The sequence below is a fragment of the Pseudomonas aylmerensis genome, assembly GCF_001702265.1.
Lineage (GTDB): Bacteria > Pseudomonadota > Gammaproteobacteria > Pseudomonadales > Pseudomonadaceae > Aquipseudomonas > Aquipseudomonas aylmerensis.
Genome location: NZ_MAUE01000028.1, coordinates 125,014 through 150,869 on the forward strand (window position 1 = coordinate 125,014; position 25,856 = coordinate 150,869).

Consider the following 25,856-nt stretch of genomic DNA (forward strand, 5'->3'; position numbering starts at 1 on the left):
ACGAGTTTTGAAAAAGGGCACTGGCGGTTGAAGATTTTTTTACTGGGGGCTGACGGTGACCCACCACGGCAGCAACCGGTCGACGCGAATCGGCAACGCGGCTTGCAGCAGGCGCAGGGCGTGGTCGCTGTCCTTGAGCGGGAATGAACCCATCACCGGCAACTGCGCCACGGCCGGGTCGCAACCCAGGTGGCCGGGACGATAACGGTTGAGCTCGGCGACCAACTCGCCCAGCGCCAGGTTGTCGGCCAGCAGCACGCCACGGCTCCAGGCCTCACGGGCGGGAGAGGCCGGGGCGGTCGGATCGAAACCGTTGCGGGTGAACCTGACCTGCTGGCCTGCCTCGATGATGCGCACCTGCTGGTTGAGGGTGCTGACCTGCACCCGGCCTTCGAACACGTTGAGTTGGGTATGCTCGTCGCCCTGCAGCACGCTGAAGCGGGTGCCCAGCGCCTGCAGTCGGCCGTATTCGGTGTCCACCAGGAACGGGCGGCTGGCGTCCTTGGCCGTGTCGATCAGCACTTCCCCAAAGCGCAGGCGCAGCAAGCGTTGCGTTGTATCGAAGCGCACATCCAGCGCGCTCAGGGCGTTAAGCCATACATGGCTGCCATCGGCCAGCAAGGCGTCGCGGGTTTCGCCGCTGGCAGTGGCATAGTCGGCGCTCCAGCCGCCCACCAGCCGGGGCAGGGCGGTGTTGCGCCAGGTGCCCCAGGCCAGCGTCGAACCGGCGCACAGCACCAGCAAGGTCTTGAGGGTCTGGCGCCGTGAACTGCGCAGTGCACGGCCGGCGCCCTGGGAATGCTCCATCAACGGTGCGAAGCGCTGGCTGACGCGCTCCACATAGTGCCAGGCCGCCAGGTGCTCGGGGTTCTGCATCAACCAGGATTGCCAGCGTTGCTGCTCCTGGGCGCCGCTCGGGTCCTGCAGGCGCACGTACCACTGCGCGGCCTGTTCCAGGCTCGCGTGGCTGAGTTTGCCGGTGGGGCTCATTGCACCAGCATCCCGTCGAGCTCGGCTTCGAGGATCGCGCAATGCAGCAAGGCCTGGGCCATGTACTTCTTGACCATGCGCTCGCACACGCCCAACTGTTGCGCGATCTGTTTGTAGGTCAGGCCATGCAGTTGCGCGAGCAGGAAGGCTTGGCTGACCTTTTTCGGCAGGCGGGCGAGCATGGCATCCACTTCGTAGAGGGTCTCGACGATGATGGCGCGCTGTTCCGGCGATGGCTGCGTCGCCTCCGGGCACAGCGCCAGGCTGTCGAGCCAGGCTTTCTCCAGCTGGCGACGACGCCAATGGTCGATGCACAACCCGCGGGCAATGGTGGCCAGGTAAGAGCGCTGGCGCACGTGATCGGTCTCGGCGGGGGGCCGGCTGAGGATGCGGATAAAGGTGTCGTGAGCCAGGTCAGCGGCATCCCAGCGGTCGTTCAGGCGTCGGCGCAACAGGCCAAGCAACCAGCTGTGGTGGGAACCGTAGAGGTGGGTGAAAGAGGTCGACACAATATCCATCCAGCGCAAAAGAATTGGCGTAAATAAGAATTGGTCGCGATTAAAGCAAAGGGCGGGAAGGTGCGCAAATGATATTGGTTTGCTTCCAAGTGGGAGCGGGCTCCCACCTGGGAGTGCAGTGCGTCAGGCCGGTACCAGGAAGGCAGCCTCCAGCAACTGCCGGGTGTAGGCGTGCTGCGGGTCGGCGAAAATCGCCTGGGCGTCGCCTTGTTCCACCACCTGGCCCTGCTTGACCACCATCAACTGGTGGCTCAGCGCCTTCACCACCGCCAGGTCATGGCTGATGAACAGGTAAGTCAGGTTGTACTTGGCCTGCAGGCTGCGCAGCAATTCCACCACTTGGCGCTGTACGGTGCGGTCCAGCGCCGAGGTGGGTTCGTCGAGCAGGATCAGGCGTGGCTTGAGCACCAGCGCGCGGGCAATGGCGATGCGTTGACGCTGGCCCCCGGAAAACTCGTGGGGGTAGCGATTGCGCGACGCCGGGTCGAGGCCGACCTCTTTGAGCGCGGCGATAATCGCCGCTTCCTGTTCGGCCGGTGTGCCCATCTTGTGGATGCGCAGGCCTTCGCCGACGATCTCGCTCACGCACATGCGTGGGCTGAGGCTGCCGAACGGGTCCTGGAACACCACCTGCATTTCGCGGCGCAACGGGCGTACCTGTTGCTGGCTGAGCGTGTCCAGTTGCTGGCCTTCAAAGCGGATTCCGCCCTTGCTGGCGATCAAGCGCAAGATGGCCAGGCCCAGGGTGGATTTACCCGAGCCGCTTTCACCGACGATGCCCAGCGTCTGCCCCTGCGGCAGGCTGAAGTTGATGCCGTCCACCGCCTTGACGTAATCGACGGTAGTGCGCAAAAAGCCTTTCTTGATCGGGAACCACACCTTGAGGTCATCGACCTCCAGCAACGGCGGACCGATAGCGTTGCCGGCCGGCCCGCCGCTGGGCTCGGCTGCCAGCAGTTCCTGGGTGTAGGGGTGCTGCGGCGCCTGGAACAGCGTCTCGCAATCGGCCTGTTCAACGATGCAGCCCTGTTGCATCACACACACCCGATGGGCGATGCGCCGCACCAGGTTGAGGTCGTGGCTGATCAGCAGCAAGGCCATGCCCAGGCGTGCCTGCAGCTCCTTGAGCAACTCCAGGATCTTCAACTGCACGGTGACGTCGAGGGCGGTGGTCGGCTCGTCGGCGATCAACAACTCCGGCTCGTTGGCCAGTGCCATGGCGATCATCACCCGCTGGCGCTGGCCGCCGGAGAGTTCGTGGGGCAGGGCCTTGAGGCGCTTGTGCGGCTCGGGGATGCCCACCAGCTCCAGCAGTTCCAGGGTGCGCTGGGTGGCGACCTTGCCGGTGAGGCCTTTGTGCAGGCCGAGTACCTCGTTGATCTGCTTCTCGATGTTGTGCAGCGGGTTCAGCGAGGTCATCGGCTCCTGGAAGATCATCGCGATGCGGTTGCCGCGAATGTGCCGCAGGGTTTTTTCCTTGAGCGTCAACAGGTCTTGCCCGGCGTACTCGATGGTGCCCGACGGATGCCGAGCCAGCGGGTAGGGCAGCAGGCGCAGGATCGAGTGGGCGGTCACCGATTTGCCGGAGCCGCTTTCGCCGACCAGCGCCAGGGTTTCGCCGCGCTTGATGTCGAAGCTGACGTTGTTCACCACACGGTGGTGATGCTCGCCGGTGACGAACTCGACAGAGAGGTCGCGGATTTCGATCAGATTGTCCTGATTCATCTCATTTCCTCGGGTCGAAGGCATCGCGAGCGGACTCGCCGATAAACACCAGCAGACTCAACATGATCGCCAGCACGGCAAACGCGCTCATGCCCAGCCACGGCGCCTGCAGGTTGGATTTGCCCTGGGCCACCAGTTCACCCAGCGACGGTGAGCCCGCCGGCAAGCCGAAGCCGAGGAAGTCCAGGGCGGTGAGGGTGCCGATGGCGCCGGTGAGAATGAATGGCATGAAGGTCATGGTCGAGACCATGGCATTGGGCAGGATGTGGCGGAACATGATCGCGCCGTTCTGCATGCCCAGTGCCCGGGCCGCGCGTACGTATTCCAGGTTGCGCCCGCGCAGGAACTCGGCGCGCACCACGTCCACCAGGCTCATCCAGGAGAACAGCAGCATGATCCCCAGCAGCCACCAGAAGTTGGGCTGCACGAAGCTGGCGAGGATGATCAGCAGGTACAGCACCGGCAACCCGGACCAGATTTCCAGGAAGCGCTGCCCGGCCAGGTCGACCCAGCCGCCATAGAAGCCCTGCAGGGCGCCGGCGATCACGCCGATGATCGAGCTGAGCACGGTCAGCGTCAGGGCGAACAGTACCGACACACGAAAGCCATAGATCACCCGCGCGAGCACGTCACGGCCCTGGTCATCGGTACCCAGCAGGTTCACCGCGGACGGTGGCGCCGGCGCCGGTACTTTGAGGTCGTAGTTGATGCTCTGATAGCTGAACGGGATGGGCGCCCACAAGGTCCAGGCATCCTTGGCCTTGAGCAATTCCTGGATATACGGGCTCTTGTAGTTGGCTTCCAGCGGGAATTCGCCGCCGAAGGTGGTCTCCGGATAGCGCTTGAGCGCCGGGAAATACCAGTCGCCATCGAAGTGCACGGCCAGCGGCTTGTCGTTGGCGATCAACTCCGCGCCCAGGCTCAGCACAAACAGGATCAGGAACAGCCACAGCGACCACCAGCCGCGCTTGTTGGCCTTGAACCGCTCGAACCGGCGGCGATTGAGGGGGGATAGATTCATCTCAATGCTCCCGGCTGGCGAAGTCGATGCGTGGATCGACCAGGGTGTAGGTGAGGTCGCCGATCAGTTTCACGATCAGCCCCAGCAGGGTGAAGATGAACAGCGTGCCGAACACCACCGGGTAGTCGCGGTTGATGGCCGCTTCAAAGCTCATCAGGCCGAGGCCGTCGAGGGAGAAGATCACTTCGACCAGCAAGGAGCCGGTGAAGAAGATGCCGATGAACGCCGAGGGGAAGCCCGCGATCACCAGCAACATTGCATTGCGGAACACGTGGCCGTAGAGCACGCGGCGGTTGGTCAAGCCCTTGGCCTTGGCGGTGACCACGTACTGCTTGTTGATCTCGTCAAGAAAGCTGTTCTTGGTCAGCAGGGTCATGGTGGCGAAGTTACCGATCACCAGTGCGGTAATCGGCAGCGCCAGGTGCCAGAAGTAGTCGAGAATCTTGCCGCCCCAACTCAGTTCGTCGAAGTTGTTGGACGTCAGCCCGCGCAACGGGAACCAGTCGAAATAACTGCCGCCGGCAAACACCACGATCAACAGGATCGCAAACAGGAACGCCGGGATCGCGTACCCGACGATGATCGCCGAGCTGGTCCACACATCGAAATGGCTGCCGTGGCGCGTGGCCTTGGCGATCCCCAGCGGGATCGACACCAGGTACATGATCAGCGTGCTCCACAGCCCGAGGGAAATGGACACCGGCATCTTTTCCTTGATCAGGTCGATGACCTTGGCGTCGCGGAAGAAGCTGTCGCCGAAATCCAGCGTGGCGTAGTTCTTGACCATGATCCACAGGCGTTCCGGCGCCGACTTGTCGAAGCCGTACATCTTCTCGATTTCCTTGATCAGCGCCGGGTCCAGGCCCTGGGCGCCACGGTAGCTGGAGCCGGCCACCGCGACTTCGGCACCGCCGCCGGCAATGCGGCTGGTGGCGCCTTCAAAGCCTTCGAGCTTGGCGATCATCTGTTCGACCGGCCCACCGGGCGCGGCCTGGATGATGACAAAGTTGATCAGCAGGATGCCGAACAGCGTGGGGATGATCAGTAACAGGCGGCGAATAATATAGGCCAGCATTCAATCGCCTCCGCTCGCCGGATCGGCGGTCTGGGTGGTGTCCACGGTTACCGCCGGCTTGGCATCGGGCTTGGCCCACCAGGTGGCGGTGCCGACGTCATAGCGCGGTGAGACCTTCGGGTGGCCGAGGTGGTCCCAGTACGCTACGCGGTAGGTCTTGATGTGCCAGTTGGGGATCACGTAGTAACCGAACTGCAGCACACGGTCCAGGGCCTTGGCATGGGCCACCAGGCTTTGGCGCGAGTCGGCGTCGATCAGCTCTTCCACCAGTTGGTCGACGGCCGGGTCCTTGAGCCCCATGTAGTTGCGGCTGCCGGGCTTGTCGGCGCTGGACGACGACCAGAATTCGCGCTGCTCGTTACCCGGTGAGGTGGACTGCGGGAAACTGCCGACCAGCATGTCGAAGTCCCGCGAGCGAATACGGTTGACGAATTGCGAGACGTCGACCCGGCGGATCACCAGGTCGATGCCCAGGTCGGCGAGGTTGCGCTTGAACGGCAGCAGGATGCGTTCGAACTCGGTCTGGGCGAGCAGGAACTCGATGGTCACCGGTTTGCCGGTGGTGTCGACCATCTTGTCGTCGACGATGCGCCAGCCGGCTTCCTGGAGCAGTTGATAGGCCTCGCGCTGCTGGGTGCGGATCATGCCGCTGCCGTCGGTTTTGGCCGGTTCGAAGGCCTGGGTGAAGACCTCGGCGGGGATCTTGTCGCGCAGCGGCTCGAGGATCTTCAGCTCGTCCGGTCCGGGCAGGCCGGTGGCGGCCATTTCGGAGTTTTCGAAATAACTGCGGGTACGGGTGTAGGCGCCGTTGAACAGCTGTTTGTTGCTCCATTCGAAGTCCAGCAACAGGCTGATCGCCTTGCGCACGCGCACATCCTGGAACATCGGCTTGCGCGTATTGAACACAAAGCCCTGCATGCCGGTGGGGTTGCCGTTGGGGATTTCTTCCTTGATCAGCCGGCCCTGGGCCACTGCCGGAATGTTGTAGGCGTTGGCCCAGTTCTTGGCACTGAACTCCAGCCAGTAATCGAACTGCCCGGCCTTCAACGCTTCCAGGGAGACGGTGCTGTCGCGGTAGTAGTCGGTGATGCGGTTATCGAAATTGTAGAAACCTTTAGTGATCGGCAGGTCCTTGGCCCAGTAGTCCTTGACCCGCTCGTAGCGGATCATGCGCCCGGCCTTGACCTCGGCGACCTGGTACGGCCCGCTGCCCAGCGGCACTTCCAGGTTGCCCTTGGCAAAATCACGCGTGGCCCACCAGTGCTTGGGCAATACCGGCAGTTGCCCGAGGATCAGCGGCAATTCACGATTGTTGGTGCGCTTGAACTTGAACAGCACGCGCAGTGGGTCCTCGGCGACCACTTCGTCGACGTCGGCATAGTAGGTGCGATAGATCGGCGAGCCTTCCTTGAGCAGGGTCTGGAAGGTGAACACCACGTCTTCGGCACGGATCGGGTGGCCGTCGTGGAAGCGCGCTTCGGGGCGCAGGTAGAAGCGCACCCAACTGTTGTCCGGGGCCTTTTCGATCTTGCCGGCGACCAGCCCGTACTCCGTGATCGGTTCGTCCAGGCTCTGCATGGCCAGGGTGTCGTAGATCAGCCCCAGGTTGTCGGCGGGCACGCCCTTGCTGATGTACGGGTTGAGGCTGTCGAAGCCGCCCATGCTCGACTCGCGGAAGGTGCCGCCCTTGGGCGCGTCCGGGTTGACGTAGTCGAAGTGCTTGAAGTCGGCGGGGTATTTCGGCGGTTCGTTGTAGAGCGTCAACGCATGTTGCGGGGCGGCCTGGGCCGCGGTGCACAGCAACAGGCCGCCAAGCAGGGCAGTACGCAAATACATCATTGGGCTTTCTCCGAAGCTTTCAGCCACCACGCGCTCAGGCCCAGGCTATAGGGCGGCGTGGTGACAAAGGCGAACCGGTTGCGGTACGCCAAGCGATGATAGTTGAGGTACCAGTTGGGAATACTGTAGTGCTGCCACAGCAGCACCCGGTCCAGGGCGCGACCGGCCGCCAGTTGTTCTTCGCGGGTCTTGGCCGCCAGCAGTTGTTCCAGCAGGTGATCGACGATGGGGTTGTTGATGCCTGCGTAGTTCTTGCTGCCCTTGATGGCGGCCTGGCTGGAGTGGAAGTACTGCCACTGTTCGAGGCCGGGGCTCAAGGTCTGGTTGAGGGTGATGAGGATCATGTCGAAGTCGAACTGGTCCAGGCGCTGCTTGTACTGCGCGCGGTCAACCGTGCGCAGGCGCGCGTCGATGCCGATGCTGATCAGGTTCTCGACGTACGGCTGCAGGATGCGCTCCAGGTTCGGGTTGACCAGCAGGATCTCGAAGCGCAGCGGTTGCCCGTCCTTGTCGAGCAGGCGTTGCCCCGACAGCTTCCAGCCGGCGTCGCCGAGCAGGGCGAGGGCGCGGCGCATGGTTTCGCGGGGGATACCGCGTCCGTCGGTCTGGGGCAGGCTGAAGGCCTGCGTGAACAGGTTGGGCGGCAACTGGTCGCGGTAGGGCGAGAGCATCAGCCATTCATGGCCGGTGGGCACCCCGGTGGCGGCGAATTCACTGTTGGGGTAATAGCTGAGGGTACGTTTATAGGCGCCGCTGAACAGCGTGCGGTTGGTCCACTCGAAGTCGAACATCATGCCCAGGGCTTCGCGCACCTTGGTCTGGCTGAAGGTCGGCCGGCGCGTGTTCATGAACAGGCCCTGGCTCTGGGTCGGGATCTGGTGGGCGATCTGTGCCTTGATCACGTCGCCCCGGTTGACCGCCGGGAAGTTGTAGCCATTCGCCCAGTTCTTGGCCTGGTGCTCGATATAGATATCGAACTCACCGGCCTTGAATGCTTCGAAGGCCACGTCGCTGTCGCGGTAAAACTCCACTTCGACCTTGTCGTAGTTATAAAAACCCTGGTTGACCGGCAGGTCCTTGCCCCAGTAGTCCTTGACCCGCTCGAACACCAACTGCCGCCCTGGAGTGACCTTGCTGATGCGGTACGGCCCGCTGCCCAAAGGGGGTTCGAAGGTAGTGGCCTTGAAGTCGCGATTCTTCCAGTAGTGCTGGGGCAGCACCGGCAACTCGCCCAGGCGCAGGATCAGCAGCGGATTGCCGGCGCGCTTGAACACAAAACGGATGCGGTGCCGGTTGAGGATATCGACCCGCGCCACTTCCTGCAGGTTGGTGCGGTACTGCGGGTGGCCTTCGGTCAGCAGGGTGCGATAGGAAAACGCCACGTCATACGCGGTGATCGGCTTGCCATCGTGAAAGCGTGCTTCCGGGCGCAGGTTGAACACCACCCAGCTGCGGTCCTCGCTGTACTCCACCGACTGGGCAATCAGCCCATAGCTGGAAGTGGGTTCATCGCCGGACGGCGCGTACTGGCCAGTGCCGACCATCAACGGCTCGTTCAGCTCATTGACGCCGTACTGGAGGAAATTGGGCGTGGAAACCGGGCTGGAGCCCTTGAAGGTGTAGGGGTTGAGCGTATCGAACGTGCCAAATGCCATGACCCGCAAGGTCCCGCCTTTCGGCGCTGCAGGGTTTACCCAATCGAAGTGGGTGAATTTGGCCGGGTACTTGAGCGTGCCGAACTGCGTGTAACCGTGGCTCTCGGTAATCGTCGCGTTCGCACCAAAGCTCAAGGCCAGACTTATTAGTAAAAGGAGGGGACGCTTCAAGTCAGGAATCCGATCCAGGCAGCTTGGGCTTTATGATCGGTACAGTAACAGCTTGTTCCGGTTGGAAAAAGGCTGTTGCGGGGGGTGACTGAGGGCCGGCGAGGTCTTGAGCGGTATGACGGACAAATGTGGGAGCTGGCTTGCCTGCGATAGCATCGGCTCGGTATCACCGATACACCGAGGTGTCTGCATCGCAGGCAAGCCAGCTCCCACACTTGGGCTGCGTCGCTTCGGATATTGCGATCCCACAGGGGATTGAAATAACGGCGACACCGCAATCCCCTGTAGGAGTTGTCGAGCTTCAGCGAGGCTGCGAAAGCGCTGTCGCAGGCGAAGAGAATGCCAGCAATGCCGCCGCCTTCGCAGCCTCGCCGGGGCAAGCCAGCTCCCACACTTGGGCCGCGTCGCTTCGGATATTGCGATCCCACAGGGGATTGAAATAACGGCGACACCGCAATCCCCTGTGGGAGTTGTCGAGCTTCAGCGAGGCTGCGAAAGCGCTGTCTCAGGCGAAGAAAATGCGAGCAATGCCGCCGCCTTTGCCGCCTCGGCAAGCCAGCTCCCACCTGCGCCCGCTCGCGAGCCGGTTACCGGGGCCCGGAAACCACCAGCATCTGCCCCGGCTTCAACGCCTGGCCAGTGCGCGGGTTCCAGCGCTTGAGATGTTGCATCTCGACGTTGAAACGTTTGGCGACGATATACAGCGAATCGCCTTTCTTGACCTTGTATTGCACCGGCTTCTTGCTGTCAGCCTTGGCCACCAGCTTGCGCGTGTCCTGCATCACCAGGGTCTGGCCGACCTTGAGCGCCTGGCCGTTGAGCTTGTTCCAGCGCTGCAGGTCATGCACATCGACCTTGTTCGCCTTGGCGATCAGTGTGAGGTTGTCGCCACTGCGCACCTTGTAGCTGCGGGTACGCCCGGCCACCCGTGCCGTTTCAACTTCGTCGAACACCGGCTTCTTCGGACGCAGCGCCAGCAATTCCTCGGGCTTCATCGCCGAAAGGCTGCTGGTGAGCAGTTGTGCCTTGGAACTTGGCACCAACAGATGCTGCGGGCCGTCCAGGGTGGTGCGCTGCTTGAGTGCCGGGTTGAGCTGGAACAGTTCGTCTTCGTCGATCTCGGCCAGCGCGGCGACCCGGGACAGGTCCATGCTCTGCTTGACTTCCACCACTTCGAAGTACGGCGTGTTGGCGATCGGGTTCAGGTTGACGCCGTAGGCCTCAGGGGCCAGTACCACCTGGGACAGCGCCAGGAACTTGGGCACGTAGTCCTTGGTTTCCTGGGGCAGGGGCAGGTTCCAGTAATCGGTGGGCAGGCCGAGCTTCTCGTTGCGCTCGATGGCCCGGCTGACCGTGCCTTCGCCGGCGTTATAGGCGGCCAGCGCCAGCAGCCAATCACCGTTGAACATATCGTGCAGACGGGTCAGATAGTCCAGGGCGGCGGTGGTGGAGGCGGTGATATCGCGGCGGCCATCATAGGCGCGGGTCTGGCGCAGGTTGAAGTAGCGTCCGGTGGAGGGGATGAACTGCCACAGGCCGACCGCATCGCTGCGCGAATAGGCCATTGGGTTGTAGGCACTTTCGATCACTGGCAGCAGCGCCAGCTCCAGGGGCATGTTGCGCTCTTCAAGGCGTTCGACGATGTAATGAATGTAGAGACTGCCGCGTTCACCGGCGTTCTCCAGGAAGGACGGGTTGCTGGCGAACCACAGGCGCTGTTGCTCGATGCGTGGGTTGACGCCCAGGCCGTCCTGCAATTGAAAGCCCCGGCGCATGCGTTCCCAGACATCCTGGGGCACTTCGGGGCTGGGCTTCTCTGAAAGCCAAATAGGTTTTTGCTTGATCTTGGCGGCAAGATTGGGTTTGGGTTGCACGGTGGATTGTGCAGCGAAATTTGTCGATTGGCAGCCCGCCAGAGTCGCGGACACGGCCACCGCCACGGCTTGAGCCAGGCGGGTCAATGCGTCTGAATGGTTGGATTTACGAATAGATGACGACATTGGCTGGAAGTAAGTTCCGGGCAAAAATGTCGGGCGATTCTAGAAAGCACTTTGGTTCCGGTCAACCATTCAGAAATTGCGTATCAGATTGCATCCCGTTAGAACTTATCTTTCCAAGCCCTCAAGCTAGCAAACACCTCGGCCCCAGTGCGGTTGTCGCGGCCATTCCGTTCGTCCGCTTTTTGTTTAACGGATGTTTCAGCGGTACGCAAAAAGGGGTTGGTGAGTTTCTCCAGGGCCAGGTTGGACGGCAGCGTCATCTCGCCGCGGTCACGCAGTTGGCGGACGTTTTCCACGCGTTTGGCGATATCGGCGTTGTCCGGTTCCACCGCCTGGGCGAACTTGAGGTTGCTTTGTGTATATTCGTGGGTGCAATACACCCGCGTGTCGGCGGGCAGGGCGGCCAGGCGTTGCAGCGAAGTGTGCATCTGCTCCGGCGTACCTTCGAACAGGCGCCCGCAACCGGCGGCGAACAGGGTGTCGCCACACAGCAGCACGCCCTGGTGATAAAAGGCGATATGGCCCAGGGTGTGGCCGGGCACGGCGTACACGTCGAAATCCCAGCCGAGCACGCTGATACGGTCGTTATCCTGCAGGGCGACATCCCGCGCCGGGATGTTTTCGTTCGCCGGGCCGTAGACCTTGGCACCCGTCGCGGTTTTGAGTTGCTCGACACCGCCGACATGATCATGGTGATGGTGGGTGACCAGGATGTCGCTGAGGGTCCAGTCCGGGTTCTGCTTGAGCCAGGCCAGCACGGGCGCGGCATCGCCGGGGTCGACCACGGCGCAGCGGTTGGTCTCGGGGTCTTGTAACACCCAGATGTAGTTATCGGTGAAGGCGGGCAGGGCACTGATCTGTATCATTCTTCGATTCGCCAAGCTGAACACATTGGTGCATCTTAGAACGTCTAGGCGAGTTGGAGAATGCAATGACTGATAAAGCGTTCGCCCAGGCCGATCCTGAGTGGCTGGCACTGATCAGCGCCGCCCGCGAATGGCTGTCCGGGCCGATCGGGCAATTTCTGCTGGATGAAGAGCGGCGCATGCTCGAAGACGAGTTGGGCCGGTTCTTTGGCGGCTACCTGGTGCACTACGGCCCGTCGGCCCAGACACCGCCTGCCGCGCCGCAGGTGCAACGCAACGTGCGCCTGGGGGCGCCGTTGCCGGGGGTGGAGATCGTCTGCGAAGAGCAGGCCTGGCCGTTGAGCGAGCACGCCGCCGATGTGGTGGTGTTGCAGCACGGCCTGGATTTCTGCCTGTCGCCCCACGGTTTGTTGCGCGAAGCGGCGAGCAGTGTGCGCCCAGGTGGCCATTTGCTGATTGTCGGCATCAACCCCTGGAGCAGTTGGGGCCTGCGCCATGTGTTCGCCCATGACGGCTTGCGCCAGGCACGCTGCATCTCGTCGTCACGGGTTGGCGACTGGCTGAACCTGCTGGGCTTCGCGCTGGAGAAACGCCGCTTCGGGTGCTATCGTCCGCCGCTTGCGTCCGCCAAGTGGCAAGGCCGCCTGGCCGGCTGGGAACGCCGCGCGGGTGCCTGGCAGTTGTCTGGCGGCGGCTTCTATTTATTGGTGGCACGCAAGATCGTGGTCGGGCTGCGTCCTGTGCGCCAGGTACCACGCCAGTCCATGGGCAAGCTGGTGCCGATGCCGATGGCCAAGGTCAACCGCAAGCAAAGCGAACCGTAAAACTTTTTTGATTTCAGACCGAGCAACCGATGACCGATAGCGTAGAACTCTTCACTGATGGTGCCTGCAAGGGCAACCCCGGCCCTGGCGGCTGGGGCGCGTTGCTGGTGTGCAAGGGCGTGGAGAAGGAGTTGTGGGGTGGCGAAGCCAACACCACCAACAACCGCATGGAACTGATGGGCGCGATTCGCGGCCTCGAAGAACTCAAGCGCCGCTGCAACGTGCTGCTGGTGACCGACTCGCAATACGTGATGAAGGGCATCAACGAGTGGATGGTCAACTGGAAGAAGCGTGGCTGGAAAACCGCGGCCAAGGAACCGGTGAAGAATGCCGACCTGTGGCAACTGCTCGATGAGCAATGCAACCGTCATGACATCACCTGGAAATGGGTGCGCGGTCACATCGGCCATCCGGGCAACGAGCGCGCCGACCAACTGGCCAACCGGGGCGTGGATGAAGTGCGCGGCTACAAGCAGAGTTGAAGCCGGCTGACGTGTTAACATCGCGCCCTTTGATTCACACCACACCGTTGAGAGCTGAACCCTGATGGCCATCCGATCTGTTGTACTCGATACCGAAACCACCGGCATGCCGGTGACCGACGGCCACCGGATCATTGAAATCGGCTGTGTCGAACTGATGGGTCGCCGCCTTACCGGTCGCCACTTCCACGTCTACCTGCAACCGGATCGCGACAGTGACGAAGGCGCGATCGGCGTCCACGGCATCACCGACGAGTTCCTCAAGGGCAAGCCGCGATTCGCCGAAGTGGCGGACGAGTTCTTCGAATTCATCAACGGCGCCCAGCTGATCATCCATAACGCGGCGTTCGACGTCGGCTTCATCAATAACGAATTTGCCCTGATGGGGCAGACGAATCGCGCGGACATTTCCCAGCACTGCTCGATCCTCGACACCTTGATGATGGCCCGCGAGCGTCACCCCGGCCAGCGCAACAGCCTCGATGCGTTGTGCAAGCGGTATGGCGTCGACAACTCCGGCCGTGAACTCCACGGCGCCTTGCTCGACTCCGAGATTCTCGCCGACGTTTACCTGACCATGACGGGCGGGCAAACCAGCCTGTCCCTGGCAGGGAACGCGTCCGATGGCAGCGGTTCGGCGGAAGGCTCGGGCAACCGGCCTTCGGAGATCCGTCGCCTGCCGGCGGACCGCAAACCCACCACGATCATCCGCGCCAGCGAGCAAGACCTGGCCGAGCATGCCGCGCGCCTGGAAGCGATTGCCAAGTCGGCGGGCGCGCCGGCGTTGTGGACTCAACTGACCCAGCAATAACCGGTCCCCCTGTGGGAACCGGCTTGCCGGCGATAGCGATGTATCAGCCATGGATAACGCGGCTGGCTCGACGCTATCGGCGGCAAGCCGGCGCCTGCAGCTGATGTGCATCGCTTTCAAAATCTTCATTCGCGCCATTGCCCGCAAGCTTCTACCCTGAGTGCATAGCCCTCAGGACTGCCCGCACCCATGTACAAAGACCTGAAGTTCCCAGTGCTGATCGTGCACCGTGACATCAAGGCCGACACCGTTGCCGGTGATCGGGTTCGAGGCATCGCCGGGGAGTTGGAGCAAGAGGGCTTCAGTATCTTTTCCGCGGTGGACTACGCCGAAGGCCGGCTGGTGGCCGCTACCCATCACGGCCTGGCGTGCATGCTGATTGCCGCTGAAGGCGCCGGCGAAAACACCCACCTGCTGCAGAACATGGTCGAGCTGATCCGCCTCGCGCGGGTGCGGGCGCCGAACCTGCCGATCTTTGCCCTGGGCGAGCAAGTCACCCTGGAGAACGCCCCGGCCGATGCCATGAGCGAACTCAACCAACTGCGTGGCATTCTTTACCTGTTCGAAGACACCGTGCCGTTTCTCGCCCGCCAAGTGGCGCGTGCGGCACGCACTTATCTGGACGGCCTGTTGCCGCCGTTTTTCAAGGCGCTGGTGCAGCACACCGCCGACTCCAATTATTCCTGGCACACCCCCGGCCATGGCGGCGGCGTGGCTTATCGCAAGAGTCCGGTGGGGCAGGCGTTTCATCAGTTCTTTGGCGAGAACACCCTGCGCTCGGACTTGTCGGTCTCGGTGCCCGAACTGGGCTCGCTGCTCGATCACACCGGGCCGCTGGCCGAAGCCGAAGCCCGCGCCGCGCGCAACTTTGGCGCCGATCACACGTTCTTCGTGATCAACGGCACGTCGACCGCCAACAAGATCGTCTGGCACTCCATGGTCGGGCGCGACGACCTGGTGCTGGTGGACCGCAATTGCCACAAGTCGGTGTTGCATTCGATCATCATGACCGGTGCCATCCCGCTGTACCTGTGCCCGGAACGCAACGAACTGGGGATCATCGGCCCGATCCCACTGAGTGAATTCAGCCCGGAATCGATCCGTGCCAAGATCGAGGCCAGCCCGCTGGCCCGTGGTCGACCGGCGAAGGTCAAGCTGGCGGTGGTGACCAACTCCACCTATGACGGGCTGTGCTACAACGCCGAGCTGATCAAGCAGCAATTGGGCAACAGTGTCGAGGTGCTGCACTTTGACGAGGCCTGGTACGCCTACGCTGCCTTCCACGAGTTCTTCGCCGGCCGTTATGGCATGGGCACCTCGCGGACCCCGGACAGCCCGCTGGTGTTCACCACCCACTCAACGCACAAGCTGTTGGCGGCGTTCAGCCAGGCTTCGATGATCCATGTGCAGGACGGCGGCGCCCGCCAGCTGGACCGTGATCGGTTCAACGAAGCGTTCATGATGCATATTTCCACCTCGCCGCAGTACAGCATCATCGCCTCGCTGGACGTGGCCTCGGCGATGATGGAAGGCCCCGCCGGGCGTTCGCTGTTGCAGGAAATGTTCGACGAGGCCCTGAGCTTTCGTCGCGCGCTGGCCAATCTGCGCCAGCACATTGCCGCTGAGGACTGGTGGTTTTCCATCTGGCAACCGCCCTCGGTGGCCGGTATCGACCGCGTGGCGACGGCGGATTGGCTGTTGCAGCCGCAGGATGATTGGCACGGCTTCGGCGATGTGGCTGAGGACTACGTGCTGCTGGACCCGATCAAAGTCACCCTGGTGATGCCGGGACTCAACGCCGGTGGCGCCCTAAGCGACTGCGGCATTCCTGCGGCGGTGGTCAGTAAATTCCTCTGGGAACGTGGGCTGGTGGTGGAAAAGACCGGGTTGTATTCCTTCCTGGTGCTGTTTTCGATGGGCATCACCAAGGGTAAATGGAGTACCTTGCTCACCGAGTTGCTGGAGTTCAAGCGCAACTACGACGCCAATGCCAGCCTGGCCAGTTGTTTGCCATCGGTGTTCGCACAGGGCCCGTTGCGCTATCAGGGCCTCGGCCTGCGCGACCTGTGCGATCAGTTGCATAGCTGTTACCGTAGCAACGCGACCGCCAAGCACCTCAAACGGATGTACACGGTTTTACCGGAAATCGCGATGAAACCGGCGCACGCCTACGACCAACTGGTCAGGGGCGAGGTGGAAGCGGTGTCTATCGATGCGTTGCCAGGGCGCATAGCCGCGGTGATGCTGGTGCCTTATCCGCCCGGCATCCCGCTGATCATGCCGGGCGAGCGCTTTACCGAGTCGACGCGATCGATCATTGACTACCTGGCCTTTGCCCGGACGTTCGATAGCAGTTTTCCCGGTTTTGTCGCCGATGTTCATGGATTGCAACACGAAGACGACGGCAGTGGTCGTTGTTACACCGTCGATTGCATCAAGGGTTAAGAATGTTTATGCAAGCTGTAATGAACCCGAAGTATCCGGGGCTCAGTGTACGGGTCGCCGACGAAGGCTTTGACGCCTACGTGTGGGGCAATGACTTCAGCTTTGAGGTCGTTGCCTACGGTGAGCCGCAGATGGGCAAGCGGGTCGATCAATGGCCCGTGGAGCGCATCGTGCCGTACCGCAAGTGCTATGGCATCGACCCGGAGGAATTCGCCAGTTTTCGCGATGCGCCGGACAGTGCGATCTTCATGGCGTACCTGGATGATCGGGCGGTCGGGCATATCGTGATCAGTACCAACTGGAACGGCTTTGCCCACGTGGACGAGTTGGCGGTGGCGTTGCCCGCGCGACGCCATGGGGTGGCCAAGGCGCTGCTGGATGTGGCGCAGTTCTGGAGCCGCAAGAAAAACCTGCCGGGCATGATGCTTGAAACCCAGAACAACAACCTGGGGGCCTGCCGTTTGTATGAGCGTTGCGGCTATGTGATGGGCGGGATCGACCACCTGCGCTATCGCGGCATTGATCCGCAGACCCGCGAAGTGGCGATTTTCTGGTATCGGTTGTTCAAGGTGTAGGCGCGACGGGTTTGGTGTCGCTGGCGAGCAGGCCCTCGGCCTTTTGCGTGACGATCTCCAGCAACGCATTCAGGGCCGGTGAGGCCACGCCCTCCTTGAGGGTCAGCGCATACAGGCTGACCATGATCGGCGGCGACACCGGGCAGGCATCCAGCCCGGCCTCGCGCGCACCGAACGCGGTGAAGGGGTCGACAATCGCCAGGCCTTCGCCGGCTTCCACCATGCTGCGCATCATCTGGTAAGTCTGCACCCGTGTCTGCACCACCGGCAGCGGGCGCAAGGCTTGCAGCTTGGCGTCCAGCAGACGGCTGAGCGGGTCTTGTCCTTCCAGCCCGATCATCGATTGGCCGGCCAGGTCCTGCAGCGCAATGTACTTTTGCTTGGGCTTGAGCCAGCCATGGGGCGCCAGCAGTTGCAGCTTGCCTTGGGCCAGCACGCTGCAGTGGATTTGCGGGTGCTGCGGGTCATGCAGGCTCAAGCCGACGTCGGCTTCATGCAGCAGCAGGCTCCTGACGATATCCCGCGTCGGCTGGCTGGAGAGGTTGCACGGTGTGTCCTGGAAGCGTCGGCGCAGCACCGCAATGCTGTGTGGCAACAATTGGTTGGCCAGCGGCGGGGTGCAGAGGGCGCGCAAGGTCGGAGCGTGATGGTGTTTCAAACGGCTGGCCAGGCGTTGCACCGGTTCCAGCGCTTCCTGCAGGTGGGCCATTTCGACCTGCAGCTCCAGGGTCTCGCGGGTCGCCTGCAAGCGTCCACGCACGCTGGCGAACAACATGAAACCCACTTGCTGCTCGGCATCCTTGAGCGTCGCCTCTACATCGCCCACAGGCAGTTGCAACCATTCGGCGGCCGTGCCGAGGTGTCCGGTCTGCAAGATGGCCTGAATCACTTCGATATGACGTAAACGCATGGCCGGAGTCTAGGGTCAGGAGGACGGGGATTCAATGGGTGGGCAAAAAAGAGCTGGGGCGTTGATTGGCGTCGACTACCGTTAATCATGCACGCAACTGCAACCAGCAGGCTGTATAAAGAGTGTTCAATCGCGCGATGACGGAGAGCCTCACCATGCCGGGAAGTACCAGGGTCAATACCCTCCAGCGCCAACACGGCTTTACCCGGTGGGCGGTGTTGGTGGCACTCGTCATCATTGGCTTGCTCGCACTTGCCGTGGGCCCGCGATTGTTCGGCGATGTGGCGCTGACGGAAATTTCCACGGCCAAGACCCAGGTGGCCACGCTCGGTGCAGCCGTCGAGCGGTTCCACCAGGACACCGGCCGCTACCCGACTGACAGCGAGGGCCTTGAGGCCCTGGCCACGCAGCCGGCGGGCGAGACGAAATGGAAGGGGCCCTATGTCGACGAAGACCTGCTGAGCGATCCCTGGGGCGTTGCCTATCAGTACCACTTCCCGCCCACCCAAACGCGAACGCCGTTCGATCTGTTTTCGTTCGGCAAGGACCGCACACTGGGCGGCGTGGGTGAGAACAAGGATATTACCTACGGCGACCAGTAAATCATCTGGCATTACCCATCGACCTGATTAGAATGGCTCGTCTGATCGACAACGACCAAAGCCGGTGACCGGCACACACAACAAAAACAGGTCTGGTCTCATATGCGTTTGCCCTCGATATTCCTCGGGGTAACGGTCAAGCCACTGCTGGTCCTGGTGACCGTAGGGGGCGTGGCCGCTTATCTCTTCAGCAATCATGACGAAATCACCGCGCAAAACCTTGCCCTGGAGGCGTTTATCCGTGCCGAGGAACAGGTGGGCGCGCAGGTGGGTACGGTGCTGGACATGACGCTGGTCAGGCAGGTGGTGGCATATCCCGCGTACAACTCGCCGGGCTACACGCGCCTGATGTATGCGGTGGAGGGCGAGCGGGGGAGGTTGATGGTGACGCTCAAGCAAGTCGACGGGGAGCCGGGGCTGGAAATCACCGAGATCCGTCGGCCGTGATCGCCCGGCCCAGTCAATGCCGTCAATGGCCGGGACTGAGCGGGTACGTTCGGGGGATCAGGCTTATGAAGCGAGGGTGGTCTGCGATTCGCGCACGATGATGGTCCCCGACTGGATCAGCTTGAACTCATCGCCTTCCAGTTTTTCTACACGGTCGCCAATGGCCAGCTTGTAGGTGGTGGTGGGTGCCGAGCCAGCCAGGTCGCCTTGCGCCGGGTTGGATTCCTGGAACTCATGCACCGAGTACACACGTCCTTCTGCGTCTCTGGCATGAAACTGTCCGACTAGTACTGCTGCCATCTGTTTAGAACCTCTGGAGATAAACACTCGATTTGCGGTGGTGTAGACCGTCATAGAGCGGGGTAGTTTACCTATGGAAAAAAAATACTATTCGCTGACCTTTTCAGACACTTCCTATGCATTGGGCTGCGAGACAAACGCCTGGAGGATTATCAAAACCTTCTGGTGAACACGCCGCGAAGACTCTATAACTACAAGCTCCTTTAGTCAGACGTCGGGAAACCCCAATGAGCAAGGCCTACACGATTGCCGTCCTGGTTGGCAGCTTGAGAAAAGACTCGATCAACCGCAAGGTCGCCCTGGCATTGGCCGAACTGGCCCCTGCCAACCTGAAGTTGAACATTGTGGAAATTGGCGATTTGCCGCTCTACAACGAAGATATCGACGGTGCTGCGCCGCCGGCAGCGTACAGTACTTTCCGTCAGCAAGTACGCTCATCCGACGCGGTGCTGTTTGTGACACCGGAGTACAACCGCTCCGTGCCCGCCCCATTGAAGAATGCGATTGACGTGGGTTCGCGCCCATACGGTCAAAGTGCCTGGAGCGGCAAGCCGGGCGCCATCATCAGCGTGTCGCCGGGTGCGATTGGTGGGTTTGGCGCCAACCACCACCTGCGTCAGTCGCTGGTGTTCCTCAATGTGCCGTGCATGCAGCAACCGGAGGCCTACCTGGGTGGCGCGGGCAGCGTGTTCGATGAGTCCGGCAAGGTCTCGGACAAGACCAAGCCGTTCCTGCAGGCCTTTATTGATGCCTACGGCCAGTGGGTAGAAAAACAGACTGCCTGAGCCGATAACCCGAGCCAAACGGGGGAGTGGGCACGCCCGCTCCCCGCCCAGCCGGCTTTATCGCAGCCAGTTGGTGCGCGCCAGTTCGATCACTTCATCGCCGCGCCCGCTCATCACCGCCTTGAGCATATACAGGCTGAAGCCCTTGGCCTGCTCGAGCTTGATGGTTGGCGGCATCACCAGTTCCTGGGTCGCGGTGACCACATCCACCAGCACCGGGCCATCATGGGCCAGGGCGCGACGCAGGGCCGGTTCCAGGTCTTCGGATTGCTCCACGCGAATGCCGAGGATGCCCATGGCGTTGGACATCGCCGCGAAGTCCGGGTTTTTCAACTCGGTGCCGGCATCCAGGTAGCCGGCGGCCTTCATTTCCATGGCGACAAAGCCCAGGGATGAGTTATCGAACACGATGACTTTGATCGGCAACTGCAGCTGTGCCAACGAGATGAAATCCCCCATCAACATGGCAAAGCCGCCGTCACCCGACATCGAGATCACTTGCCGCCCGGGTAATGCCGCCTGGGCACCGATGGCCTGGGGCATGGCATTGGCCATGGAACCATGGTTGAACGAGCCGATCAGCCGGCGCCGGCCATTCATCTTCAAGTAGCGCGCGGCCCACACGGTCGGCGAGCCGACGTCGGCGGTGAAGATGGCATCGTCATCGGCCAGTTCACTGAGCAGGCGCGCGACGTACTGCGGGTGAATCGGTCGATTCGCCTTCGACGGTTGCGCGAGGTCATCCAGCCCCTGGCGGGCTTTCTCGTAGTGCTTCAGGGAAGTCTCGAGAAAGCTGCGATCGGTCTTGCGGGTCAGGCGTGGCAGCAGCGCGTCGAGGGTCTCGCTGACGTCGGCGGCGATGCCCAGGTCCAGCGTGGCACGACGGCCCAGCGCCTGCGGGTTGCGGTCGACCTGGATGATCTTCGCGTCAGTCGGGTAGAACTGGCGATACGGGAAGTCGGTGCCGAGCATGATCAGCGTGTCGCAATCGAGCATGGCGTGGTAACCGGAGCTGAAGCCGATCAGGCCGGTCATGCCCACGTCGAACGGGTTGTCCCATTCCACGTGCTCCTTGCCGCGCAGGGCGTGCACCACTGGGGCACCCAGGGCGTCGGCCAGGGCGACCACCTGATCGTGGGCACCGGCGCAGCCACTGCCGCACAGCAGGGTGACTTTCTCGCTGCTCTCGAGGATTTCGCTCAGGCGCTGCAGGTCCTGTTCCGCCGGCAGGGTGCGCGGTGCGTGCAGGGCCGGCCAGGGCTTGAGTTTGTCTTCGACCTCCAGCAGCGACACATCCCCCGGAATCACCACCACCGCCACGCCGCGATTGAGGATCGCCGAGCGCATGGCGCGGTGCAGCACGTGCGGCATCTGCTCGGGGTTGGTGACCAGCTCGATGAAGTGGCTGCACTCCTTGAACAACTCCTGGGGATGGGTTTCCTGGAAGTAGTTCAGGCCGATCTCGGACGAAGGGATCTGCGCCGCAATCGCCAGTACCGGCACATGGTTGCGATGGCAGTCGAACAAGCCATTGATCAAGTGCAGGTTGCCCGGCCCGCAGCTGCCGGCGCACACGGTCAGTTCACCGGTGGCGGCAGCCTCGGCACCGGCGGCGAAGGCGGCCACTTCTTCGTGGCGCACGTGCATCCACTCGATGCTGTCCATGGTGCGCAGGGCGTCGGTGAGGCCATTGAGGCTGTCGCCGGTCAGGCCCCAGATGCGCTTGATGCCCGCCTGTTCAAGGGTGGTCGCCAATTGCTGGGCCAGGTTGATTTTCGCCATGAAGAACTCCAATCGTCAGTGAGGTTAAAAATTGCTGATCAATAGGGGACAGTTCGATCACGGCGAATGCTCCGCGCTTAATGTGAAGATTGCGTCATGGCCGCACGGTATTGCCGGGTGCGCCGCGCGATAAACCACTGGTCGCGGACCAGCGCCGTCCATGCGATCACCTTGGGATTGGGCCGGTGCCCACGGCTCAGGCGGCGCATCTGGTAGCGCACCACGGCGAGGGTGGCGAGGGCGGCCAGGGGTTTGCGCTTCCAGTCGATAGGTTGCAGTTGCGGGTTGAGGTCGCGACCTTCGCGCCAGTGCTTGATCAGTTGCGGTTCCAGGGTCAGCGCGGTGGCGATGCCGGCCATGGCGATGCCGCTGTCGAGCACTTGTTGCACGATGGGCAGGCGGCGGATGCCACCGGTGACCATTACCGGCATCGTGGCGATGGCGGCCACTTCGCTGGCGAACGCCAGGAAGTAGGCTTCGCGTGCCAGGGTGCGGCCGTCGCGTGCTTCGCCCTGCATGGCCGGTGCTTCATAGCTGCCGCCGGACAGCTCGAGCAGGTCGATGGGCAGCGGGTTGAGCATCTCGATCACGGCGCGTGCGTCGGCCTCGTCGAAGCCGCCGCGCTGGAAGTCCGCCGAATTGAGTTTGACCGCCACGCAAAATGACGCGCTGACGTTGGCGCGCACTGCGTGGATCACCTCCAACAGAAGGCGCGCACGGTTCTCCAGCGAACCACCCCAGCGGTCGGTGCGCCGATTGCTCAGCGGCGACAGAAACTGGCTGATCAGGTAGCCATGCGCGCCGTGAATCTGTACCCCGGTAAAGCCGGCTTTTTCAGCCAGGCGGGCGCTGGTGGCGAAGCGCTTGATCACGTCCTGGATATCCTCCTCCGTCATGGCCCTGGGCTTGGCGAACATCTTGGAAAAGCCGCCCAGGTCAAGGGCGACGGCGGAAGGCGCTATTGCCTGCTGGCCCAGGTTGGCCATGGTCTGGCGGCCCGGATGGCTGAGCTGCACCCAGAAATGCACGCCCTTGGCGCGGGCCACATCGGCCCATTCGCGAAAGCTGTCCAGGTGCTGTTCGTCTTCGAGGGCCACGCCGCCGGGGCCGGTCATGGCGTGGCGGTCGATCATCACGTTGCCGGTCAGCAGCAGGCCCGGTTCGCCGTCTGCCCAGGTCTTGTACAACTGCTTCAATTCGCGGGATGGGGCCTGTTGGGCATCCGCCATATTCTCTTCCATCGCGGCCTTGGCGATACGGTTGGCGATGACTTGGCCGTTGGGCAGTTGCAAGGGTTCAAAGGGTGACATGGGTTGACTCCTGAGCAGGGGAGGCCTCAGGCTAAGCTTAAAGTTAACTTTAATGTCAAGCAGGCAGTGTCGATGAATATTGGTGAGTTGGCCAAACAAAGTGGGCTGGCGGCGTCGCGTATCCGTTTCTATGAAGCCGAAGGGCTGATCAGCCAGGTGGGGCGCCAGGCCAATGGCTATCGCCGCTATGCACCGGAGGCCTTGCAGACGCTGCGCTTGATTCAGAGCGCCCAGCAGGCCGGCTTCACCTTGCAGGAACTCAAGGCGCTGATGCCGGCCCCCGGCGAGCACAAGCGCGACGAGCTGATCGAGGCGCTCGAGCGCAAGGTCGAGCAGATTGAAGCGATGCAGGCACAACTGGCGCACAGCAAGGCGCAGTTACTCGGGGTGATCGACGCGGTACGCGCGCAACCGGAAGGTGTGCCGTGTTCGATGGGGCAGAAACAGGTGCTTGCGTCGATCAAACTCAACTCATAAAAAAGCCCTGGCATGCCAGGGCTTTTTCATTTGTGCAGACTCAGCGGCGACGGAACAGCGGCAGCGGTTCATCCGTTGCAGCCTGGTACGTCACCGAGAAATCCTTGAGGCTTTCCAGTGCTTCGTACGGGTCTTTGTCGGCGCGCAAGGCGAAGGCATCGAAGCCGCAGCGGTGCAGGTAGAACAGCTGGTCGCGCAGCACGTCGCCAATCGCCCGCAGCTCGCCCTTGTAACCGTAGCGGTCACGCAACAGGCGGGCATTGGAGTAGTTGCGACCATCGGTGAAGGCCGGGAAGTTCAGGGCGATAACCTGGAAGTGCGCCACGTCTTCGCCGATTTCCTCGGCCTCTTCATCGGCGTCCAGCCACACACCCAGACCGCCGTCGCGGGCCTTGAGGGCGTGGCCGTGTTCGCGCCACAGGGCCAACGGCACGATCAGGTCGTCGCAGTTGGAAATGCCATCGAAGCTCGCGTCCTTGGGCAGCAGGTGCCAGGTTTCGTCGACGACTTCGTTGTTCTTAATGATTCGCTGCATAGACGCGCTCCTTGAACAGGTCAATGCCGATGCGCTGGTAGGTGTCGATGAAACGCTCATCTTCGGTGCGCTGTTCGATGTACACGTCGATCAGCTTGCCGATCACCTCGGGCATGGCTTCCTGGGCGAAGGACGGGCCGAGGATCTTGCCCAGGCTCGCATCGCGGCTGGCGCTGCCACCCAGGGACACTTGGTAGAATTCTTCGCCTTTCTTGTCCACGCCCAGGATGCCGATGTGGCCGACGTGGTGGTGACCACAGGCGTTCATGCAACCGGAGATGTTCAAGTCCAGCTCGCCGATGTCGAACAGGTAGTCGAGGTCGTCGAAGCGGCGCTGGATCGATTCGGCGATCGGGATCGACTTGGCGTTGGCCAGGGAGCAGAAGTCGCCGCCCGGGCAGCAGATGATGTCGGTCAACAGGCCGATGTTCGGCGTGGCGAAACCGCCTTCGCGCAGCTCGCCCCACAGGGTGAACAGTTGGCTCTGTTCAACGTCCGCGAGAATGATGTTCTGCTCGTGGGAAGTACGCAGTTGACCGAAGCTGTAGCGGTCGGCCAGGTCGGCGACGGCGTCCAGCTGTTTGTCGGTGATATCGCCCGGGGCAACGCCCGTCGGTTTCAGCGACAGGGTCACGGCCACATAGCCAGGACGTTTGTGCGCCAGGGTGTTGCGCGTGCGCCAGCGGGCAAAGCCTGGGTGCTGCTGGTCGAGCGCGGCGAGCTCGGCGTCCTGATTGCTCAGGGCCTTGTACTCGGGGTCGACGAAGTGCTTGGCCACGCGGTGTACTTCGGCTTCGGTCAGGGTGGTCTGGCCGCCGCGCAGGTGTTCCATCTCGGCGTCGACTTTCTGGGCGAATACCTCAGGGGTCAGCGCCTTGACCAGGATCTTGATCCGGGCCTTGTACTTGTTGTCACGACGGCCATAGCGGTTGTAGACCCGCAGGATCGCGTCGAGGTAGCTCAACAGGTCCTGCCACGGCAGGAATTCGTTGATGAACGCACCGACCACCGGGGTCCGGCCGAGGCCACCGCCCACCAGCACGCGGAAGCCCAACTCGCCGTCGGCGTTGTACACCGGCTCCAGGCCGATGTCGTGGACTTCGATGGCCGCACGGTCCGAAGTCGAGCCATTGATGGCGATCTTGAACTTGCGCGGCAGGTAGGCGAATTCTGGGTGGAACGTCGTCCATTGGCGGACGATTTCACACCAGGGGCGTGGGTCGATCAGTTCGTCGGCGGCAACGCCGGCAAACTGGTCGGTGGTCACGTTGCGCAGGCAGTTACCGCTGGTCTGAATGGCGTGCATCTGCACGGTCGCCAGTTCGGCCAGGATGTCCGGCACATCTTCCAGCGCCGGCCAGTTGAACTGCACGTTCTGGCGGGTACTGATGTGGGCATAGCCTTTGTCGAAGTCGCGGGCAATCTTGGCCATCATGCGCATCTGGCGCGAGGTCAACTGGCCGTAGGGCACGGCAACTCGCAACATCGGCGCAAAGCGCTGAACATAAAGGCCATTTTGCAGGCGCAGAGGGCGGAACTCTTCTTCGCTCAGTTCACCTGCTAGGTAGCGTCGGGTCTGATCACGGAACTGCTTGACGCGGTCCTCGATGATGCGCTGATCGTATTCGTCGTATACGTACATATAGGTCCTGTTCTCGGCAAATCTGCGCGCACGGCCGCGCACTCCCAACGGAGCCGGCGCACGATACCA

At 62.2% G+C, this 25,856-nt stretch carries 24 protein-coding genes; 9 read left to right on the plus strand and 15 right to left on the minus strand.

Going from position 1 to position 25,856, the window contains the following annotated elements; translation table 11 throughout:
* Positions 1 to 39: 39 nt before the first annotated feature.
* The 9 genes from BBG20_RS20175 to gloB form a co-directional block, all read right to left on the minus strand.
* Positions 40 to 990, minus strand: a complete 951-nt coding sequence (locus BBG20_RS20175) for a FecR domain-containing protein (RefSeq protein ID WP_065906385.1) — start codon at positions 988 to 990, stop codon at positions 40 to 42.
* Positions 987 to 1,508 (minus strand): sigma-70 family RNA polymerase sigma factor, encoded by a 522-nt coding sequence (locus BBG20_RS20180; RefSeq protein WP_065906387.1) that lies wholly within the window; start codon positions 1,506 to 1,508, stop codon positions 987 to 989. The genes BBG20_RS20175 and BBG20_RS20180 overlap by 4 nt, the downstream gene beginning before the upstream one ends.
* A gap of 123 nt (positions 1,509 to 1,631) precedes the next feature.
* Complete coding sequence (locus tag BBG20_RS20185) at positions 1,632 to 3,233, minus strand: ABC transporter ATP-binding protein (protein ID WP_065906389.1); 1,602 nt, start codon at positions 3,231 to 3,233, stop codon at positions 1,632 to 1,634.
* A 1-nt stretch (position 3,234) separates the two neighbouring features.
* Positions 3,235 to 4,254, minus strand: a complete 1,020-nt coding sequence (locus tag BBG20_RS20190; RefSeq protein WP_065906391.1) for an ABC transporter permease — start codon at positions 4,252 to 4,254, stop codon at positions 3,235 to 3,237.
* 1 nt (position 4,255) lies between these two features.
* Positions 4,256 to 5,329 (minus strand): microcin C ABC transporter permease YejB, encoded by a 1,074-nt coding sequence (locus tag BBG20_RS20195; RefSeq protein ID WP_065906392.1) that lies wholly within the window; start codon positions 5,327 to 5,329, stop codon positions 4,256 to 4,258.
* Entirely contained in the window at positions 5,330 to 7,168 is a 1,839-nt protein-coding gene (locus tag BBG20_RS20200) for an extracellular solute-binding protein (RefSeq protein WP_065906394.1), read from the minus strand.
* Positions 7,165 to 8,994 carry an extracellular solute-binding protein gene (locus BBG20_RS20205; RefSeq protein ID WP_065906397.1) on the minus strand — a complete coding sequence of 610 codons (1,830 nt, stop codon included), beginning with the start codon at positions 8,992 to 8,994 and terminating at the stop codon, positions 7,165 to 7,167. Before BBG20_RS20205 ends, BBG20_RS20200 begins: the two co-directional genes overlap by 4 nt.
* Before the next feature lie 587 nt (positions 8,995 to 9,581).
* A complete protein-coding gene (locus BBG20_RS20210) occupies positions 9,582 to 10,994 on the minus strand; it encodes a lytic transglycosylase domain-containing protein (protein ID WP_065906399.1) in 1,413 nt (470 codons plus the stop codon).
* 98 nt (positions 10,995 to 11,092) lie between these two features.
* On the minus strand, positions 11,093 to 11,860 hold the full coding sequence (gene gloB, locus BBG20_RS20215) for a hydroxyacylglutathione hydrolase (protein WP_065906401.1): 768 nt from the start codon (positions 11,858 to 11,860) through the stop codon (positions 11,093 to 11,095).
* Positions 11,861 to 11,925: 65 nt separating this feature from the next.
* Between gloB and BBG20_RS20220 the strand changes: the two genes are divergently transcribed.
* From BBG20_RS20220 to BBG20_RS20240, 5 genes are all read left to right on the plus strand, one after another.
* Positions 11,926 to 12,684, plus strand: a complete 759-nt coding sequence (locus BBG20_RS20220) for a class I SAM-dependent methyltransferase (protein ID WP_065906403.1) — start codon at positions 11,926 to 11,928, stop codon at positions 12,682 to 12,684.
* A gap of 29 nt (positions 12,685 to 12,713) precedes the next feature.
* Entirely contained in the window at positions 12,714 to 13,166 is a 453-nt protein-coding gene (rnhA, locus tag BBG20_RS20225) for a ribonuclease HI (protein ID WP_003173571.1), read from the plus strand.
* Between the two features lie 70 nt (positions 13,167 to 13,236).
* Positions 13,237 to 13,977: a DNA polymerase III subunit epsilon gene (gene dnaQ / locus BBG20_RS20230; RefSeq protein WP_168167067.1), complete on the plus strand. Its 741-nt coding sequence runs from the start codon at positions 13,237 to 13,239 to the stop codon at positions 13,975 to 13,977.
* Between the two features lie 189 nt (positions 13,978 to 14,166).
* Positions 14,167 to 16,422 (plus strand): Orn/Lys/Arg family decarboxylase, encoded by a 2,256-nt coding sequence (locus BBG20_RS20235; RefSeq protein ID WP_065906410.1) that lies wholly within the window; start codon positions 14,167 to 14,169, stop codon positions 16,420 to 16,422.
* 8 nt (positions 16,423 to 16,430) lie between these two features.
* Entirely contained in the window at positions 16,431 to 16,997 is a 567-nt protein-coding gene (locus tag BBG20_RS20240; protein WP_083221450.1) for a GNAT family N-acetyltransferase, read from the plus strand.
* Here the strand turns inward: BBG20_RS20240 and BBG20_RS20245 are convergent.
* Positions 16,987 to 17,907 carry a LysR substrate-binding domain-containing protein gene (locus tag BBG20_RS20245; RefSeq protein ID WP_065906412.1) on the minus strand — a complete coding sequence of 307 codons (921 nt, stop codon included), beginning with the start codon at positions 17,905 to 17,907 and terminating at the stop codon, positions 16,987 to 16,989. The two genes, BBG20_RS20240 and BBG20_RS20245, sit on opposite strands and share 11 nt — an antisense overlap.
* Before the next feature lie 155 nt (positions 17,908 to 18,062).
* Between BBG20_RS20245 and gspG the strand changes: the two genes are divergently transcribed.
* Positions 18,063 to 18,509 carry a type II secretion system major pseudopilin GspG gene (gene gspG / locus BBG20_RS20250; RefSeq protein WP_065906449.1) on the plus strand — a complete coding sequence of 149 codons (447 nt, stop codon included), beginning with the start codon at positions 18,063 to 18,065 and terminating at the stop codon, positions 18,507 to 18,509.
* A gap of 102 nt (positions 18,510 to 18,611) precedes the next feature.
* Positions 18,612 to 18,956, plus strand: coding sequence for a hypothetical protein (locus tag BBG20_RS20255; protein WP_065906413.1), 345 nt, complete (start codon positions 18,612 to 18,614; stop codon positions 18,954 to 18,956).
* A gap of 63 nt (positions 18,957 to 19,019) precedes the next feature.
* Here BBG20_RS20255 and BBG20_RS20260 read toward each other — a convergent pair whose 3' ends face one another.
* Positions 19,020 to 19,256 carry a hypothetical protein gene (locus tag BBG20_RS20260; RefSeq protein ID WP_027606489.1) on the minus strand — a complete coding sequence of 79 codons (237 nt, stop codon included), beginning with the start codon at positions 19,254 to 19,256 and terminating at the stop codon, positions 19,020 to 19,022.
* 227 nt (positions 19,257 to 19,483) lie between these two features.
* Here BBG20_RS20260 and BBG20_RS20265 point away from each other — a divergent pair, with 227 nt between their 5' ends.
* Positions 19,484 to 20,041, plus strand: coding sequence for an NADPH-dependent FMN reductase (locus BBG20_RS20265; RefSeq protein WP_065906414.1), 558 nt, complete (start codon positions 19,484 to 19,486; stop codon positions 20,039 to 20,041).
* Positions 20,042 to 20,098: 57 nt separating this feature from the next.
* Here the strand turns inward: BBG20_RS20265 and poxB are convergent, their stop codons facing one another.
* Complete coding sequence (poxB, locus tag BBG20_RS20270) at positions 20,099 to 21,823, minus strand: ubiquinone-dependent pyruvate dehydrogenase (protein WP_065906415.1); 1,725 nt, start codon at positions 21,821 to 21,823, stop codon at positions 20,099 to 20,101.
* A gap of 77 nt (positions 21,824 to 21,900) precedes the next feature.
* The gene (locus tag BBG20_RS20275; protein ID WP_065906417.1) at positions 21,901 to 23,133 is read right to left on the minus strand and encodes an NADH:flavin oxidoreductase/NADH oxidase family protein; all 1,233 of its coding nucleotides are present in this window, start codon (positions 23,131 to 23,133) and stop codon (positions 21,901 to 21,903) included.
* 72 nt (positions 23,134 to 23,205) lie between these two features.
* Between BBG20_RS20275 and BBG20_RS20280 the strand changes: the two genes are divergently transcribed.
* Complete coding sequence (locus BBG20_RS20280; RefSeq protein WP_065906419.1) at positions 23,206 to 23,610, plus strand: MerR family transcriptional regulator; 405 nt, start codon at positions 23,206 to 23,208, stop codon at positions 23,608 to 23,610.
* A 40-nt stretch (positions 23,611 to 23,650) separates the two neighbouring features.
* Here BBG20_RS20280 and BBG20_RS20285 read toward each other — a convergent pair whose 3' ends face one another.
* Entirely contained in the window at positions 23,651 to 24,145 is a 495-nt protein-coding gene (locus tag BBG20_RS20285; RefSeq protein WP_065906424.1) for a DUF934 domain-containing protein, read from the minus strand.
* Complete coding sequence (locus tag BBG20_RS20290) at positions 24,129 to 25,787, minus strand: nitrite/sulfite reductase (RefSeq protein WP_065906426.1); 1,659 nt, start codon at positions 25,785 to 25,787, stop codon at positions 24,129 to 24,131. Before BBG20_RS20290 ends, BBG20_RS20285 begins: the two co-directional genes overlap by 17 nt.
* Between the last annotated feature and the right edge of the window lie 69 nt (positions 25,788 to 25,856).